This window comes from Anabaena sp. FACHB-83, assembly GCF_014697485.1.
Taxonomy (GTDB): Bacteria; Cyanobacteriota; Cyanobacteriia; order Cyanobacteriales; family Nostocaceae; genus Nostoc_B.
In genome coordinates this window covers 163613-181323 of record NZ_JACJRY010000009.1, presented here as the reverse complement: position 1 = coordinate 181323, position 17711 = coordinate 163613, and the positions used below count along the sequence as shown (strand labels likewise).

The window sequence follows — 17711 nt, the reverse complement described above, 5'->3', positions numbered from 1 at the left end:
AGACTTACTGCAAGTTTCTCCCCTGCTCCCCTGCTCCCTTGCTCCCTTGCTTACCTCCACGTAGCAATTTTGGGTTGGTACACTACTAGAGGCTAGGGAGTATGAAATTTCAGACTTCACACTTCATACTTCATACTTTTCAACTGTTGATAGGTTTGCCATCGCGTATGAACATCGGCTTGGGCTTCTTGGAGTAACTGCTTGGCTGCTGCGGGGTTAATTTTGGTCAGCATTTTGAAGCGGTTTTCTAAATACATCGATTGTTCTATCGGTAGTTTTGGTGTGCGCGAGTCTATTTGTAGGGGATTTTCGCTGAGGTTGCGGAGTTCGGGGTTATACCTATACAGTAGCCATCTACCAGAATCTACTGCGGCTTTTTGATTTTGCATACCTTGACTCAAATCTATGCCGTGAGCAATGCAATGACTGTAGGCGATAATCAATGATGTTCCAGGATAAGCCTCGGCTTCTAAAAATGCTTTGAGTGTATGTTCATCTCTCGCACCCATCGCCACACTCGCAACGTAGACGTTACCGTAAGTCATGGCGATTAAGCCTAAGTCTTTTTTGGGTGCAGGTTTACCACCAGCCGCAAATTTGGCGACGGCGGCTTTCGGGGTAGATTTGGACATCTGCCCGCCTGTGTTGGAATATACCTCTGTATCAAGCACTAAAATATTCACATTCCGACCACTGGCGAAGACGTGATCTAGTCCGCCAAAGCCGATATCATACGCCCAACCATCACCGCCAATCATCCAGACGCTCTTTTTCACGAGGTAGTCGGTAATACTCAGCAGTTCCTTGGCTTTGGGATGATTTATAATTTCTAGCTTTTGCTTGAGGATAGCAATGCGATCGCGTTGTTCGCAAATATCAGCTTCATCTTTCTGCACTGCGTTGAGAATACTATTTGCAAGTTCCTCGCCTACCACTGGTGCAAGTAAAGTCAGCAATTCAGCAGCGAATTCGGCTTGTTTATCAATGGAAATGCGAAAACCTAACCCAAATTCGGCGTTATCTTCAAATAGACTGTTAGACCAAGCCGGGCCGCGTCCTGCGGCGTTTTGTGTCCAAGGTGTGGTAGGTAAGTTACCGCCGTAAATCGAAGAACAACCAGTGGCGTTAGCAACAATCATGCGATCGCCAAACAACTGTGTTGCTAATTTAATATAGGGAGTTTCCCCACAACCGCCGCAAGCACCAGAAAATTCAAATAGCGGTTCTTGCATTTGCTGTTGGTTGATATGATTTAGCTTTAAGTTGCGTCTATCAGGGTTGGGAAGATTCAAAAAGAAATCCCAATTTTGCCGTTCAGCTTCTCGCAATGGGGGTTGTGGTTCCATATTGATGGCTTTTTTGCGTGTTTCGCTTTTATTCTTCGCGGGACACACATCGACGCAAATACCGCACCCTGTACAATCTTCTGCTGCTACTTGGATGGTATATTTTAACCCGTGCCAATCATGGTCTTTGGCATTGCTACTCTTAAAAGTCGGCGGTGCATTTTCCAGTTCTTGGGGTTCATAAACCTTACTGCGAATCACACTGTGAGGACATACCATCACACATTTACCACACTGCACGCAGACATCTGCATCCCACACAGGAATTTCTTGGGTAATGTTGCGTTTTTCCCATTTGGCTGTGCCGGTGGGGTAAGTTCCATCCACAGGTAATGCACTTACAGGTAAATCATCGCCACATTTAGCAATCATTTTACCCAACACTTCCCGCACAAAAGCTGGTGCAGTATCGGGTACAGGTGGGCGCAGTTCGATGTGACTATCTACACCTTGGGGAACTGGGACTTCGTGGAGGTTCTCTAAGGTACGGTCTACGGCGTTGAGGTTCATTTGCACAATTTCATTACCCTTTTTGCCGTAGGATTTGATAATTGATTGTTTGATTTGGGCGATCGCATCTTCTCGTGGCAACACACCAGACAATGCAAAAAAGCATACTTGCATTACCGTATTTATTCTGCCACCCATCCCAGCTTCGCGGGCAACTTTATAAGCGTTAATTACATAAAATTTGAGTTGCTTTTCAATAATTTGTGTTTGGACTAATCTGGGTAATTTCTGCCAAACATCTTCTAAGTTGTAAGGACTATTTAATAAGAAAATTCCACCAGGGATAATATGCGTCAACATCTCAAACTGTTCTAAAAATCCCCATTGGTGACAGGCGACAAAGTTGGCTTGGCTAATTAAATAAGTAGAGTGAATAGGTTGAGAACCGAAGCGGAGATGTGAAACCGTCACTGAACCAGATTTTTTCGAGTCGTAGACAAAATAACCTTGGGCGTAATTATCAGTTTCCTCGCCAATAATTTTGATGGAGTTTTTATTTGCACCCACAGTCCCATCGGAACCCAAGCCATAGAAAATTGCCCGGACTATATTATCAGGTTCGATGTTGAAATCGGGGTCATAATCTAAGCTGGTGTGAGTGACATCATCATTAATGCCAATTGTGAAATGATTTTTAGGTGTAGTCTGTGCCAAATTATCAAACACCGCTTTAATCATCGCTGGTGTAAATTCTTTGGAAGATAAACCATATCTTCCGCCAACAACTTTAGGAGTGCTGAGTGTTGTACACTGAGCGACTTGTACCGAGCGAAGTCGAGGTAAGTCGAAGTGTGAGTGCTGAGTGCTGAGTACGTGTTCAGTTATAGCTGTAACAACATCCAAATACAACGGTTCGCCCGATGAGCCTGGTTCTTTACTGCGGTCTAAAACTGCGATAGTGCGAGTAGTGGCGGGTAAAGCGGCGATAAATCTTTGACTATCAAAGGGACGATATAGCCGTACTTTAACTACACCAACTTTTTCACCACGGGCGTTGAGATAATCTACGGTTTCTTGGACGGCTTCGCAACCAGAACCCATAATCACGATAATTCTCTCGGCGCTGGGGTCGCCATAATATTCAAATAATTGATATTGTCGCCCTGTCATTTGGGCGAACTCATCCATAATTTTTTGGGTGATTTCAGAACAAGCATCATAGTAAGAATTAACTGTTTCTCTGGCTTGAAAATAAACATCAGGGTTTTGGGCTGTACCCCGTAACACTGGTTTATCGGGAGTTAAGGCGCGGGAACGATGAGCAAATACTAATTCATTGGGTATAAAAGCGCGTAAATCTTCTTCATCTAAAAGTTCTAATTTATCAACTTCGTGGGATGTACGAAAACCATCAAAGAAATGTAAAAAAGGAAGGCGAGATTCTAAACTTGCTCTGGTAGAAATTAAAGCAAAATCATGGGCTTCTTGCACAGAGGCGGCGCATAACATCGCAAAACCAGTCCCACGACAAGCCATCACATCACTATGATCGCCAAAAATCGATAGACCTTGGGCGGCGAGCGATCGCGCCGCAATATGAAATACTGTAGGTGTGAGTTCTCCCGCGATTTTGTACATATTCGGGATCATCAACAATAATCCCTGGGATGCGGTGAATGTGGTTGTTAAAGAACCTGTTTGCAAAGCACCATGTACAGCACCCGCTACGCCGCCTTCACTCTGCATCTGCACTACTGTTGGTACAGTTCCCCAAATATTTGGTTTACTTTCACTCGCCCAAGCATCCGCCCATTCAGCCATCGGTGACGAAGGCGTAATGGGATAAATGGCGATAACTTCATTCAGTTTATAGATAACTTGGGCAACAGCTTCGTTACCATCAATGGTTGCAAAGGTTCTGTTGTTCATTCTGCTCCGTTCCCCTGGTTTGATAAAAGAGGCTAGTATCGCTACACGGAAGTCAAAAGTTAAAAGTCAAAAGTTAAAAGGCTTGTGGTATCGTTATTATTTCTTTTTCCTTTTGCCTTGTTGTACTAGCCTCTCTTGCTTCTAGACTTTGCTGTTTCTAAGTTGAAGTTAAAGTAAAAACTTGAGGAACTTGTGAGGACAATATACAAGGAAGGATTCTTAGCTGAAACCACATAGATTAAGTCATAAATAAGACTAAGTGATTCAACTGTTGAGCAACAGCTTATGATGCGGTTATAGTCAAAATCCAATATTTATATATATTTTGACTAATTTTATCTGTTTGTGAACACTCAGTTATTTCTTGGGAATACTAGCTTTATCAATATAAATTATACCATGAGGTCAGTAGAGATGGCGGCTAGTGCTACTCCCGTGATTCCTGGATATCAAATTAGCTCTCAGCTTTATGCAGGTTCTAAAACCCAAGTTTATCGAGCTATCCGAGAGAAAGAAAATCTCCCAGTCGTCATTAAACTGCTGACCTCTGAATCTCCCAACTTCAATGAATTATTGCAATTTCGTAACCAATATACCATTAGCAAAAATCTCAATATTCCTGGGATTATTCGTCCTTTAGGGTTAGAAGCATATAACAATGGTTATATTTTGGTGATGGAAGATGCTGGAGAAATTTCTTTAAAAGAATATGTTGAAAATACGCCATTATCACTCGTTGATTTTTTAGCGATCGCTATTCAATTAACCCAGATTTTGCAAGATTTACACCAAAATCGTGTGATTCATAAAGATATTAAACCAGTCAATATCTTAATTCATCCCCAAACTAAAAAAGTTAGATTAATAGATTTTAGTATTGCCTCTCTTTTACCCAAAGAAACTCAAGAAATAAAAAGTCCTAATATTTTAGAAGGTACACTTGCTTATATCTCTCCTGAACAAACAGGAAGAATGAATCGAGGGATAGATTATCGTAGTGATTTTTATTCTTTAGGTGTGACGTTTTATGAGTTACTAACCGGAGAATTACCATTTATCTCTGCTGATCCAATGGAGTTGGTGCATTGTCATCTGGCAAAAATGCCAACAGCAATAGGGAACAATAAAGAAATCCCACAGATAATTTCAGATATTGTGCTGAAATTAATGGCGAAAAATGCCGAAGATAGATATCAAAGTGCTTTGGGATTAAGATATGATTTAGAAATTTGTTTAGCTCAACTCCAAGAGACAGGCGAAATTAGAAATTTTGCCATAGGAAAGCGGGATACTTGCGATCGCTTCTTGATTCCTGAAAAACTTTATGGCCGAGAATCTGAAGTCAGCATCCTATTACAAGCTTTTGAGCGCGTCACTAATGGTAGTTCCGAAATGATGTTGGTGGCTGGGTTTTCGGGAATTGGTAAAACTGCTGTCGTCAATGAAATCCACAAATCAATTACTCGTCAGCAAGGATATTTTATTAAAGGTAAATTTGACCAATTTAACCGGAACATTCCCCTATCAGCATTTGTACAAGCATTCCGGGATTTAATGGGACATTTGTTGTCAGAAACTGAGGCACAGTTGCAAACTTGGAAAACTAAAATTTTGGCGGCGTTAGGTGATAATGGACAAGTGTTAATTGAGGTAATTCCTGAACTAGAATTAATTATTGGTAAACAACCTACTGTGCCAGAAGTGTCAGGAAATGCGGCACAAAATCGCTTTAATTTATTATTTTCAAATTTTATTGCTGTCTTTACAAGCAAAGCACATCCATTAGTTATTTTTCTCGATGATTTACAGTGGTCAGATTCCGCTTCCTTACAATTGATTAACCTGCTGATGCAGGATAACAGTTATTTACTTTTATTGGGAGCTTATCGAGACAATGAAGTTTCACCTACACATCCATTTATGTTGATGGTAGATGAACTGAAGAAAGCTCAAAAAACTGTGAATACAATTATTCTGTCGCCCCTTGCTTTCGGTGATATGAATCAATTAGTTGCCGATACATTGCATTGTACAACCGAGCGATCGCACCCTCTGACAGAATTAATTACTCGCAAAACTCAAGGAAATCCATTTTTCATTACCCAGTTTCTCAAAGCATTACACGAAACCGGCAAGATTATATTTAATCGTCAACAAGGCTATTGGGAATGTGATATTGCCCAAATCAATACCTTATCTCTAACTGATGATGTCGTAGAATTTATGGCGACTCAGTTACAGAAATTACCTAGTGAAACCCAAGAAGTACTCAAGTTAGCCGCTTGTATTGGTAATTCTTTTGATTTAACAACTTTAGCGATTATTTATCAACAATCACCAGACAATACAGCAACAGCTTTATGGAAAGCTTTACAAGAAGGATTGATTCTGCCACATAGCCAAATGTACAAATTCTATCTTAATTATGATGTAGCTGAAAAAAATATTGGCAATATCGAAAAGGTCGTTTACCGCTTTCTACATGATCGCGTCCAACAAGCTGCTTATTCCCTCATTCCTGAATCACAAAAACAAGCTACTCACCTCAATATTGGTCAATTACTTTTGAGTAATTTAGCAGTACCAGAATTAGAAAACCGGATATTTGATATTGTAAATCAGCTAAATATTGGGATAGCATTAATTCAAGATATTCACCAAAAAGAACAGTTAGCACAGTTAAATCTACAAGCTGGGAATAAAGCGAAAGCTGCTACAGCTTACTCCGCATCTGTCAATTATTTAAACACTGGTGTTGCACTTCTAAATCCAGATAGCTGGCAAAGTCAGTATGAGTTGACTTTGAAACTGTATGAATCTTTAGCAGAAGCAGAATATTTAAATACTAATTTTGCCAAATCAAAATATTTAATTGACCAAACCCTATTATCGGCTCGTCACTCATTAGACAAAATCAAGGTCTATGAAATTCAAATTCAATCATACACATCCCAAAATCAACTTCTAGATGCAATAGATACAGGTAGAGAAGCTTTGAATTTACTGGGTATAGATTTCCCAGAACAATGTGATGTTGAAACTATGAACAATCAACATCAAAAACTCAAAATTATTTTAGGCGATCGCCCAATAGCAACCCTAGCTGATTTACCACTGCTAAATGAATTATATCAATCAGCAGCAATGCGAATTCTGGCGGGTTTATTTGCATCGGTATATTTAGCTAAACCAGAATTGTTACCTTTAAAAATATTCACAATGGTGAAAATCTGCATTCAATATGGTAACTCTCCTCAAGCTGCGATCGCCTATAGTCTTTATGGCTTATTTTTATGTGCTACAGGAGAAATAGCACGCGGCTATGAATTTGGTAAACTGGCAACTATTGTTTTAGAAAAATTACAAGCTAAAGAATTAACTAGTAAAGTTAATTTTACTTTTGCCTTATTTATTAAACATTGGCAAGATTCTATTCGTTCTGTACTCCCAGTATTTTTATCTGGTCTAACTAGTGGGTTAGAACATGGCGATTTAGAATATGTTGGTTATTGCGCTAATAGCTATTGTCAATTTTTATTTTGGACAGGAGAAAATCTCGAAATTACTGAAGCTGAAGCAGATAAATACTGTAAATTAGTTCAGGAAATTAAACAAGAAGCCTCTGTAATTTGGGTAAATACATGGCGACAAACAGTCAATAATCTGCGGGGTAAAGCGGAAAATCCTACAATGCTCATTGGTTCTAGCTTCAATGAACTTGTAACTCTCCCATCTTTAATTCAAAGTTGTAATGTATGTGGAATTTGCTATGTTTATTTAGCCAAACTTTTACTGTTGTATTTATTTAATGAACCTAAACGTGCAGAAGAGTATGCGAATAAATTTGAAGAATATGAGCAAGGTGTAGCAGGATTATTGGTTCTGCCTTTGAAGAATTTCTATCAATCTTTGAGTTTACTATCATTATATTCTAGTCCCGATGCAGAGATTAAAACTGTTGATTTTGATAAGGTTATCAATAATCAACAGTTACTGAAAAAATGGGCGGAACATGCTCCGATGAATTACCTGCATAAGTTTCATTTAGTAGAAGCAGAAATTCATCGAGTATTAGGAAAACACTATGAGGCTATAGAATACTATGATCGCGCCATTTCTCAGGCTCAAGCTCATGGTTACATCCAAGAAGAAGCCTTAGCCAACGAACTGACAGCCAAATTTTATCTGAACTGGGGTAAAGTAAAACTGGCTCAAGTCTATATGGAGCAAGCTTATCACTGCTATACTCTTTGGGGTGCAGCAGCTAAAATCACCCATTTAGAACAACAATATCCGCAACTACTTGCAGCTATTATCAAACCCACAAAACAAGGCATTAACTCTGAAGCAAGTATAACTCAACATATCTCTAGTAAGACTACTGGTAAAGACTTTTGGTTAGATTTACCAGCAGTTATGAAAGCCGCACAAGCTATTTCACAAGAAATTGAATTAGAAAAATTATTGGCAACTTTAATGCAGATTGCCATAGCTAATGCAGGCGCACAAGTTGGTTATTTATTTTTGCTGCAAAATGAACAATTAGTAGTAGTAGCTAAAGCCAATACTGAGCAAGTAACAACTTTAGAAGTTCCTTTAGAAGAATCCCAAAATATTCCCCATAGTTTGATTTATGCCGTAGCACGCACTCAACAAACGACTGTATTTGAAAACCTGAGTGATTCACTACAATTTGCCAAAGATAAATATATCATTACTCATCAGCCTAAATCAGTTTTATGTACTCCCATTAGTCGTCAAGGCAAACTTGTCGGGATTTTGTATTTAGAAAATAACTTAACTATCGGAGCTTTTACAAGCGAACGCATCGAAACTCTCCAGCTTCTCACTAGACAAGCAGCTATTTCTGTAGAAAATGCTCGTTTATATCAACAAGCAGAAAACTATGCTTATACCTTAGAAGTAGAAGTAGAACGTCAAACTCAAGCCCTCAAACAAAAAGCTGAAGATTTAGAACAAACTTTAACCCAATTACAACAAACTCAAGCACTATTAATTCATAGCGAAAAAATGTCATCTCTTGGGCAAATGGTAGCGGGAATTGCTCATGAAATTAACAATCCAGTAACTTTTATTCAGGGCAATCTTAATCATACAAAAAATTACATTCAAGATATGATGCGATTGCTAAACCTTTATCAGCAGGAATATCCCCAACCTAATTCTGCTATTCAAGCTATGGAAACAGAAATTGAGCTTGATTTTTTATTAGCAGATGCTAATCAAACCTTAGAATCCATGAAAGCAGGTAGCGATCGCATTAGTCAAATTGTTTTGAGTTTACGTAACTTTTCGCGGCTAGATGAGGCAGAAATTAAGGCTGTAGACTTACACAGTGGAATTGAAAGCACATTATTACTTGTGCAGCATCGCTTACAAAAATCCGCAAATTCCCCCGAAATACAGGTGATTAAGAACTATGGCAATCTACCTTTAGTAACTTGCTATCCCAGTCAATTAAATCAAGTCTTTCTGAATATTATTAACAATGCGATTGATGCAATTCGAGCGCATCCCCAAAACAGTGAACAACCCCAAATTCGTATTTTTACTGAAGTAATTGAAAATGCAAAGTTAAAAATTGCGATCGCAAATACACACAGTTTTATCCCTGAGAGTCTCCACAACCGGATTTTTGAACCCTTTTTTACAACCAAATCCGTGGGACAAGGAAAAGGTTTGGGATTATCTGTGAGTTATTCAATTATTCAACAACATAAGGGTACTTTAACTGTGCGTTCTCAGCCAAACACAGAAACAGTATTTGAAATTGTCCTCCCTATTGCTTAAATTCCGCAAAATTCCCATCATTCCATATCAAGTTTGTTGTGTATTTTGGGAATAATTTAAACACCTTTAACCGTATTGCCAACTGCTCATATTTTCTTCAGTTGTCATATTTTGCCAGACGCAACCCCACACAGCCATACTAGATAAACACAACTTGTAGAACTCGGCTCATGAAAAGTATTAGTTCACTTTCTCTTACCAAAAAGTCTCCCGTCATTCTCGTAGCTGATGATGATCCCGTCATCCGTATGACATTGCGGCGAATTATGGAAAATGAAGGCTACCAAGTAGTTGAAGTTGCTAATGGTAAACAGTGTTTAGATGCTTATGAAACTGTGAAGCCCGATATCATTTTGCTAGATGCTATCATGCCTGTAATGGATGGTTTTACCTGTTGTCAGGAATTATTACAAATTAACAGAGATAATTTAAAATCAGCAATGACAAAGTTTAATTCAGAGTTGGAAATACATGAACTCTTGATTTCTAAACTTTGGAAACATACGCCAATAGTCATGATTACGAATTTAGATGACGAAGATTCTATTAATCGTGCTTTTGATGTAGGTGCAATCAACTTTATTACAAAACCAATTCAACTAACAGTTTTACGTCGGCAGTTGCGCCAATTACTCAAACAAGCACAAGTTTATAAACAATTAGAAGCAGCCAATAAAGCCTTGCAAGAACTAGCAAACGAAGATAGTTTAACTGGCTTGGCTAATCGTCGTCGCTTTGATGATTATCTCAATACCCAGTGGATTAATTTAGCCCAGCAAGCTTTACCTTTATCGCTGATTCTTTGTGACATTGACTTTTTTAAATTATATAACGACCAATATGGTCATCCGATGGGAGATGTTTGTTTAAAAAAAGTAGGTAATGCCTTAAACTCGACAGTTCAAAAATATCAAGATTTAGTGGCTCGTTATGGCGGCGAAGAATTTGCCGTCATTATGCCCAATACCCATGCGGCTGGTGCTGTTCATATTGCTCATTTAATTCAATCAGAAATCAGAAATTTACAAATTATTCATGATGGTTCTTTAGTGAATCAGTACGTGACTTTAAGCTTAGGCGTAGCAACTGTAGTGCCAACTTGGGGTGCGTCAGCTCTCGATTTAATTATTGATGCAGATAAGGCACTTTACCAAGCAAAAGAAGCCGGACGCAATCGCATTGTTTCAAATGTCAAGATGATGGTCTAAAATTTTACTTTTCCAGCAGATTATTCATAATTAGTCTTTTTTCAATGCAATTCAAGAACAAAGCCGCATACCAAAAAACTTTCCCCCCTCTCTCCTACAAGATACTGCACAATAAATGTAGTTCGTTGTGGTGACTACCAACAAATGCCAACTACACTTGCTGACGCACAAAATTTAGTTGCTGACCTCATCTCCCGCTACTCATCCCGTGTAGATTATTTGATGATTCGCCTAGAGGAAGCAGAAGGGACTGATATCTTGTTGCGTGGCGACAAAGTAGAAACCCTTAGTGAAGGTATTTCTATTGGTGGACATATTCGCGCTTGTTATAAAGGTGGCTGGGGTTTGAGCAGTTTTAACCAGCTTTCTACTATTAAAGAACGAATTGAGGAAGCGATCGCAGCTGCTCGCATGGTAGGTGATGAAGAAACTCTACTAGCTCCCATTGACCCAGTGCAAGCAGTCTGTCAATTACCTTTGATGGGTACAGATCCGCGTAAAATTAGCTTATCGCAGAAAAAACAATTGTGCGATCGCTACACTCAACTATTAAAAAGTGTTGACCCTCAAATTACTACAACCTCCGTTCGCTACGGTGATAGCGCCCAAAGAATCATCATTGCGACCTCAGAAGGTACACTCATTGACCAATCTTGGGTAGATATGGAAATGCGCTTCGCCGCCACAGCCAGAAACGGCGAAACAGTCCAAACCGGAAGAGAAACAACAGGTTCTCGCAAAGCCTACGAAGATTTAATCAATTTAGATGAACAAGTCAAAAGTGCCGCACAAAGAGCAGTTGCAGCTTTATCTCTCCCACCAGTTAAAGGTAATACCTACACCGTAGTTATTGACCCCATCCTCACAGGTTTATTTGTTCATGAAGCCTTTGGTCATCTTTCCGAAGCCGATATGGCTTACGAAAACCCCGACTTACTCGAAGTTATGACCATCGGGCGGCGGTTTGGGCCAGAAGAACTACAAATTTTTGATGGTGCAGCCCCAACCGGACACCGTGGTAGTTATTTTTATGATGATGAAGGTACACCCGCCACCACCACTCAACTTATCCAAGATGGGGTTTTAGTGGGAAGGTTGCACTCACGAGAAACCGCCGGCAAATTAGACGAAGCCCCCACTGGTAACGCACGTTGTCTCAATTATCACTTCAGTCCCATTGTCCGCATGACTAATACCTGGATAGAACCAGGAAAAACGCCAGTCGCCGATTTATTTACCGATATCAAAGAAGGAGTCTACGCCCGTAACTGGCTCGGCGGGATGACTAATGGTGAAATGTTCACCTTTAGCGCCGGGGAAGCATGGATGATTAGAAACGGTAAAATTGCCGAACCTGTCAGAGATGTCACACTGTCGGGTAATGTTTTCCAAACCCTAGCTGATATTGAAGCAATTGGCGATGATTTCTACTGGGATGAGTCTGGTGGCTGCGGTAAAGGAGGACAAAACGGTTTACCTGTAGGCTGTGGTGGCCCCAGCCTCCGCATTAAAGATGTCGTTGTAGGCGGAGAAGCTTAATTAAACTCGTAATTGGTAATTTGTAATGATGAATTACCAATCATAAAATTTTCCATCCCAATAAGGTAAATTTATAGCGGTTATCGGTGGGATGAGGTACATTTCAACCCCACCCCCAACCCCTCCCCGCTTGCGGGGAGGGGAGCGTTTGCTTAAGCAAATGCGGGGTGGGGTTCCGACTGTATTACAAGCAAGTAAGAACCGCTATATCTAGCCTCCAGCCCCTAGCCTCTAGCCACTATCAACTTGTACTGCACTCAATCGGAAAACGCTATATCTATGATTTCTTGAGCGAAGCCATCCACATATCTGGCGGGTCAGCATAGTAATCTATTTCTACAACTTGATATCGTAATAATTCAGAATCACACCGTAAAAGAATGTAATCAAATGGCAGAATGCCTTGACCGATGGCTGTCATTCTGCCTTCTAAACCACAACTGAGCAACTCAAATACGTAATCTTTACCTGGGATAAATTGACTGTAATCATGTGTTCTACATTTTTGCTTTGGTTCATTAATTGACATAACTGATAATGGCAACCAATTAAAAAAATTAAAACTTAAAGTCATAGCTTTTTTCATACCAAAATTACGAAACCGATATATCTTGAGCAATAACAAATAGTGAAAACCAGAAGATAACCTCTATCTCCTGATAAATAACTGTTTATGTAGATGAACCAACAGGTCGAATCAGTAACCGTTTCATCATTTTATAAGCAGGATTCCGAATCGAGGCAAGTTTTTTGTAGACTTAATTCTGAATTTTAATTGTTTAATTTTTAGCTAAAGATAATATCCGTGTTACTGTTGATGCTAACTATAATATCTATCAATGATTCAGTTTCTTGTAGTAGACTCCTCAAAGATAGGTTAGTACACAAATTATAGAAGTATAAAAGGTAGTGTTCACATCCTATTTACTAAAATTTCAATTAAGAACACTTGAAGATATAAGTCTTGATTACTTGACTTTCGATTATATATAAATATGTGTATTCAAGATGACATCCGAGTGTCATTTGGATGAATTTTTATCAAAAATATAAAATTTTAAATTATTTCAGTGGCCACTCAGCGAATTGTTAATACCAATTCCCGAAATTACTGATACACTTCCTCTGCACACGCCAGAGTGCTTCGAGTCGGGAGATACTTTCGGCAGTGAGGGAGTCGGCAAAGCCGCCCAACGCACTGCCTCACCACGCCACTGGCTCCTCTGCTTCCGATCGCCGAGCGACTTTTACCGAACGGAGTCGAGGTAAGTCGAGGCACTGCTTACCGATATGTATCATATTTAAAGTGAAATGGTATACTCTCTAGCCCCTAGCTTATACAAAAATAAGCGTTACAAAAAATGTAACAGCAACAGTAATACCTAAGCAAATTAGTAAAATAACAAAAGATTTTCCGCAATCTCGCTGATGACAAATCAAAAATTGTCATTAGCCCTTATACTCTGCCCCCTTTCACCCCTAAACCCAATTTCCATAGAAAATTTTGATGGGTAAGTCCTGGTATCAAACCCTATCCCGCCTATAACAAAAGTTCCAGCCTAATAGCCAAAGTCCACTCAAGTGGACTGAAATGAACTTCTGCTTGAGTCCTCCCAAGAGGACTTGCGCTATGAGACTCGGAATTGATTCCGAGGCGGGATAGATGCACTCAACCTAGATTTATATGTACGCCATAGTCTCTAAGATGTCGGGTTTTGTTCCTCAAGCAAACCGACACCCAATATACAAAAAACTATGAACAATCCTTTTCCCCACTATCTTCTTTTACCTTTATTGCTGAGTTCGCTGCTGTTATCAGATACAGTCAGTGCCACATCAAAAACTCAAACCTTGCAGATAGCACAACAACCAACCCAACCAGACGCAACCCGCACCGCAGCAGAACAAGCATTGCTTGAAGGATTTGAGTTATACAAGCAAGGGACGGCCGAAAGCTTACAACAAGCACTTGAAAAATGGCAAATTGCCTTACCCCTGTGGCAGAAACTTGGCGATAAATCTAACGAAGCTTTTACTCTACTTGCAATTGGTCGTGTCTACGATGATTTAGGAGAAAAGCAGCAAGCACTGTCATATTATAACCAAGCTCTGCCCCTATATCGTGCAGTAGGCGATCGCAGGGGGGAAGCCACTACTCTCAATAACATTGGTCTAGTCTACGATGATTTAGGAGAAAAACAGCAAGCACTGTCATATTACAACAAAGCTCTACCCCTGTATCGTGTAGTAGGCGATCGCAGAGGGGAAGCCACTACTCTCAATAACATTGGTCTAGTCTACGACAATTTAGGAGAAGAGCAGCAAGCACTGTCATATTACAACAAAGCTCTACCCCTGTATCGTGTAGTAGGCGATCGCGCAAGGGAAGCCACTACTCTCAATAACATTGGTGCAGTCTACGACGATTTACGAGAACAGGACAAAGCACTGTCATTTTTCAACAAAGCTCTACCCCTATTACGTGAAGTGGGCGATCACGTTGGAGAAGCCAGAACCCTCAATAACATTGGTAAAGTCTACAACGATTTAGGAGAAAAGCAGCAAGCACTGTCATATTACAACCAATCTCTGATTATCAGACGTGCTGTGGGCGATCGCGCGGGGGAAGCTCTTACTCTCTACAACATTGCTTACTTAGAACGAGACAAAGGCAACTTGCAAACCGCGCTTACCCAAATTGCAGCAGCAGTCAAAATTGTTGAAGAATTACGCACCAAAATCGACAGTAAAGAATTACGTACTTCTTATTTCGCCACAGTACAAGACTATTATCAGTTTTATATTGACCTACTAATGCAGTTGCACAAACAAGAACCAAGCAAAGGTTATGCCGCCCAAGCACTGCACATCAGCGAACGTTCCCGCGCTAGAGGTTTAATAGAACTCTTAACAGAAGCCAATATTGATATCCGCAAAAATATTACCCCGGAATTAGCAGCCGAGGAAAAACGTCTGCAACTGCTCCGAGAAGCCAAAGAAAAACAACTATCACAATTTGCCAGTCAATCCCAACCAGCAGCAGAACTCATCGCCGCCACCAAAAAAGAAATCGAAGACATCCTCAAACAACAGCAAGAACTCACAAACAAAATTCGGGCGACTAACCCAGAATATGCCGCCTTGAAATATCCCCAACCCCTCACCTTGCCACAAATTCAGCAACAACTCGATAAAGATACACTCTTATTGCAATACTCCATCGGTAAAGAACGCAGTTATCTGTGGGCTGTCACACCCACTTCTCTCAACAGCTACGAACTACCAGGGCGCGACAAAATAGCCCAAGCCGTCAAGAACTATAAAGAACCCCTATTATTTTGTCAAAACCGCGACTGTCAAAGCCTCTCTTCTAAACAACAAGCTAAATTCTTCCAAGCAGCAACCCAACTCAGTCAACTAATTCTTGCACCTGTGGCTGAAAAATTAGGTGATAAACGCTTAGTTATCGTTGGCGATGGCGCATTACAAGATATTCCCTTCGCCGTCTTAGTTGCACCCAACACACCCGCCACCAACCAAAAAGATTACCAACCCCTCATCCTCAAACATGAAATTGTCAACTTGCCTTCCATGACTGCTATTGCTACCCACAGGCAAAAACTGCGTCAAAGGCAATTAGCACCCAAAACTTTAGCGGTTCTGGCTAACCCCGTTTTCAGTGCCGAAGATGAACGGGTAACAGGTAAACCAGCAGGAGTTACATCAGACTTAGACATTCGCGGTCAATTAGAACAGTCTGCCCTAAAACGCGCCGCACGCAATATCAACCGCAGTCAGTGGTGGGATGCGCTTCCCGGTACGCTCAAGGAAGCAGAGGCAATTTTACCGTTAGCACCATCAGACAGCCGCCTATTAGCTGTTAACTTCGATGCTAATTACAACTGGGCAACCAGCAAACAACTTGCACAATATCGCTTTGTGCATTTGGCAACACATGGCTTTGCCGACCCCACCAACCCAGAGTTATCAGGAATTGTGCTGTCTTTAGTTAACAAGCAAGGTCAATCTATTCCTGGTTATTTGCGCCTGAGTGATATTTTCAACCTGAATTTACCTGCTCAATTAGTGGTATTAAGTGCCTGTGAAACTGGTCTAGGTGCAGATATCAAAGGCGAGGGCTTGATAGGGTTGACAAGAGGATTAATGTATGCAGGTTCCGCCAGTGTGGCCTTGTCGTTGTGGCAAGTGAGTGATGAAGCGACACCAGAACTAATGAAGGAGTTTTATCAACAAATGTTGCAAGGGAAAAAGTCACCGAATGCCGCCTTACGTGCGGCGCAAATCGCTATGTTGCAAAACCCCGATTGGCGTTATCCGTACTATTGGGGGGCTTTCACAGTTCAGGGTGAGTGGCGATGAGGAGGAAGTTTCACGCAGAGACGCAGAGACGCAGAGACGCAGAGAAGTGTTTAAGCTGATTCTCATTGAGAAATGGTATTAGTGTTCATAAATAAAGGAGTTTGATGTCATGAATAACAAATCTATTTTATTTATCTCTGGTGTTGTTGGTCTCATGACTTTGGGTGTTTGGTTTTCTGTGGAAGCACAGGTGAAAAAACAACCAGTAACAACCACAGCCCCGACGTTAAAAAAAGTAGGTCAATTAGAATTACAAAATAATGGCAAACCTTTTAAACCATCAGAATTAGAACAATCAAATAAACCTATTAAAAAAGGAACACGAGGGACGATAGGCAGAGACGATCGCCTGCCGATGTTAAGCAATAATTATCCTTGGTCTACTGTTGGTCGAATTGTGGGTGAATCAAATTCGCAAACTTACACCTGTACAGGAACTTTAATTGATGAAGATATTGTATTAACCAATGCTCATTGTGTAGTTGATCCCAAAACTGGCAATGTAGCAGATAGAGTTGCTTTTCTACCCAATGTAGTTGATGGTCGATATCAAGATAGAGCTTATGCAGTGCAGTATCTAGCGGGTACACACTTTCAAGATCAAAATGCTGCGGCTAATGATTGGGCGGTAATAAAAATTGATAGACCTCTGGGGCGTAAATATGGTTATCTAGGTTGGAAGTCGTTACCTTCTACAACTTTAATTCGCAATGAGAAAAAATTCTTTTTTGTCGGATATTCTGGTGATTATCCCCAAGCAGAAACAGAAAAGTTTTGGGGTTTAACAGCCGGACAAGGATGGACAGCAGGTTTTCAAGCTGGTTGCAGTATTGTAGATGAACAGTCCAGTATCTTATTACATGACTGCGATACTGCGGGTGGTTCATCTGGCGGCCCCATTATTGCCTCAATTGGTGGTGAACCTTATATTGTGGCTTTAAATAATGCGGAAATTAAAGATAGTAGCACTGGTAAAGGGATTATTAATTTGGCTGTGAATATATCCTTTTTAGATAGGTTATTTGGGAAGAAATAAGAGGCTAGGGGC

Annotated in this window: 8 protein-coding genes; 6 read left to right on the top strand and 2 right to left on the bottom strand. The window is 40.4% G+C overall.

From position 1 onward, the window contains the following. Positions 1-116 precede the first annotated feature (116 nt). Positions 117-3725, bottom strand: coding sequence for a pyruvate:ferredoxin (flavodoxin) oxidoreductase (gene nifJ / locus H6G79_RS13810; RefSeq protein ID WP_190589464.1), 3609 nt, complete (start codon positions 3723-3725; stop codon positions 117-119). 399 nt (positions 3726-4124) lie between these two features. Between nifJ and H6G79_RS13805 the strand changes: the two genes are divergently transcribed. The 3 genes from H6G79_RS13805 to H6G79_RS13795 all read left to right on the top strand — a co-directional run bounded on the left by H6G79_RS13805 (position 4125) and on the right by H6G79_RS13795 (position 12283). Then, positions 4125-9536, top strand: a complete 5412-nt coding sequence (locus H6G79_RS13805; protein WP_190589463.1) for an ATP-binding sensor histidine kinase — start codon at positions 4125-4127, stop codon at positions 9534-9536. 170 nt (positions 9537-9706) lie between these two features. Further along, complete coding sequence (locus H6G79_RS13800) at positions 9707-10744, top strand: PleD family two-component system response regulator (RefSeq protein WP_190589462.1); 1038 nt, start codon at positions 9707-9709, stop codon at positions 10742-10744. Positions 10745-10888: 144 nt separating this feature from the next. After that, the gene (locus tag H6G79_RS13795) at positions 10889-12283 is read left to right on the top strand and encodes a TldD/PmbA family protein (protein WP_190589461.1); all 1395 of its coding nucleotides are present in this window, start codon (positions 10889-10891) and stop codon (positions 12281-12283) included. Between the two features lie 277 nt (positions 12284-12560). On the opposite strand, the gene H6G79_RS13790 is transcribed toward H6G79_RS13795, so the two are convergent. After that, on the bottom strand, positions 12561-12857 hold the full coding sequence (locus H6G79_RS13790; protein WP_190589460.1) for a hypothetical protein: 297 nt from the start codon (positions 12855-12857) through the stop codon (positions 12561-12563). Between the two features lie 512 nt (positions 12858-13369). Here H6G79_RS13790 and H6G79_RS13785 point away from each other — a divergent pair. The 3 genes from H6G79_RS13785 to H6G79_RS13775 all read left to right on the top strand — a co-directional run bounded on the left by H6G79_RS13785 (position 13370) and on the right by H6G79_RS13775 (position 17699). Then, positions 13370-13552, top strand: a complete 183-nt coding sequence (locus tag H6G79_RS13785) for a hypothetical protein (RefSeq protein ID WP_190589459.1) — start codon at positions 13370-13372, stop codon at positions 13550-13552. Between the two features lie 486 nt (positions 13553-14038). After that, on the top strand, positions 14039-16663 hold the full coding sequence (locus tag H6G79_RS13780; RefSeq protein WP_190589458.1) for a CHAT domain-containing tetratricopeptide repeat protein: 2625 nt from the start codon (positions 14039-14041) through the stop codon (positions 16661-16663). A gap of 109 nt (positions 16664-16772) precedes the next feature. After that, the gene (locus H6G79_RS13775) at positions 16773-17699 is read left to right on the top strand and encodes a serine protease (RefSeq protein ID WP_190589457.1); all 927 of its coding nucleotides are present in this window, start codon (positions 16773-16775) and stop codon (positions 17697-17699) included. Positions 17700-17711 lie beyond the last annotated feature (12 nt).

Coding starts and splice junctions, on each gene's coding strand:
- nifJ (WP_190589464.1), bottom strand. CDS start 3,725: ATGAACAACAGAACCTTTGCAACCATTGATGGTAACGAAGCTGTTGCC.
- H6G79_RS13805 (WP_190589463.1), top strand. CDS start 4,125: ATGAGGTCAGTAGAGATGGCGGCTAGTGCTACTCCCGTGATTCCTGGA.
- H6G79_RS13800 (WP_190589462.1), top strand. CDS start 9,707: ATGAAAAGTATTAGTTCACTTTCTCTTACCAAAAAGTCTCCCGTCATT.
- H6G79_RS13795 (WP_190589461.1), top strand. CDS start 10,889: ATGCCAACTACACTTGCTGACGCACAAAATTTAGTTGCTGACCTCATC.
- H6G79_RS13790 (WP_190589460.1), bottom strand. CDS start 12,857: ATGACTTTAAGTTTTAATTTTTTTAATTGGTTGCCATTATCAGTTATG.
- H6G79_RS13780 (WP_190589458.1), top strand. CDS start 14,039: ATGAACAATCCTTTTCCCCACTATCTTCTTTTACCTTTATTGCTGAGT.
- H6G79_RS13775 (WP_190589457.1), top strand. CDS start 16,773: ATGAATAACAAATCTATTTTATTTATCTCTGGTGTTGTTGGTCTCATG.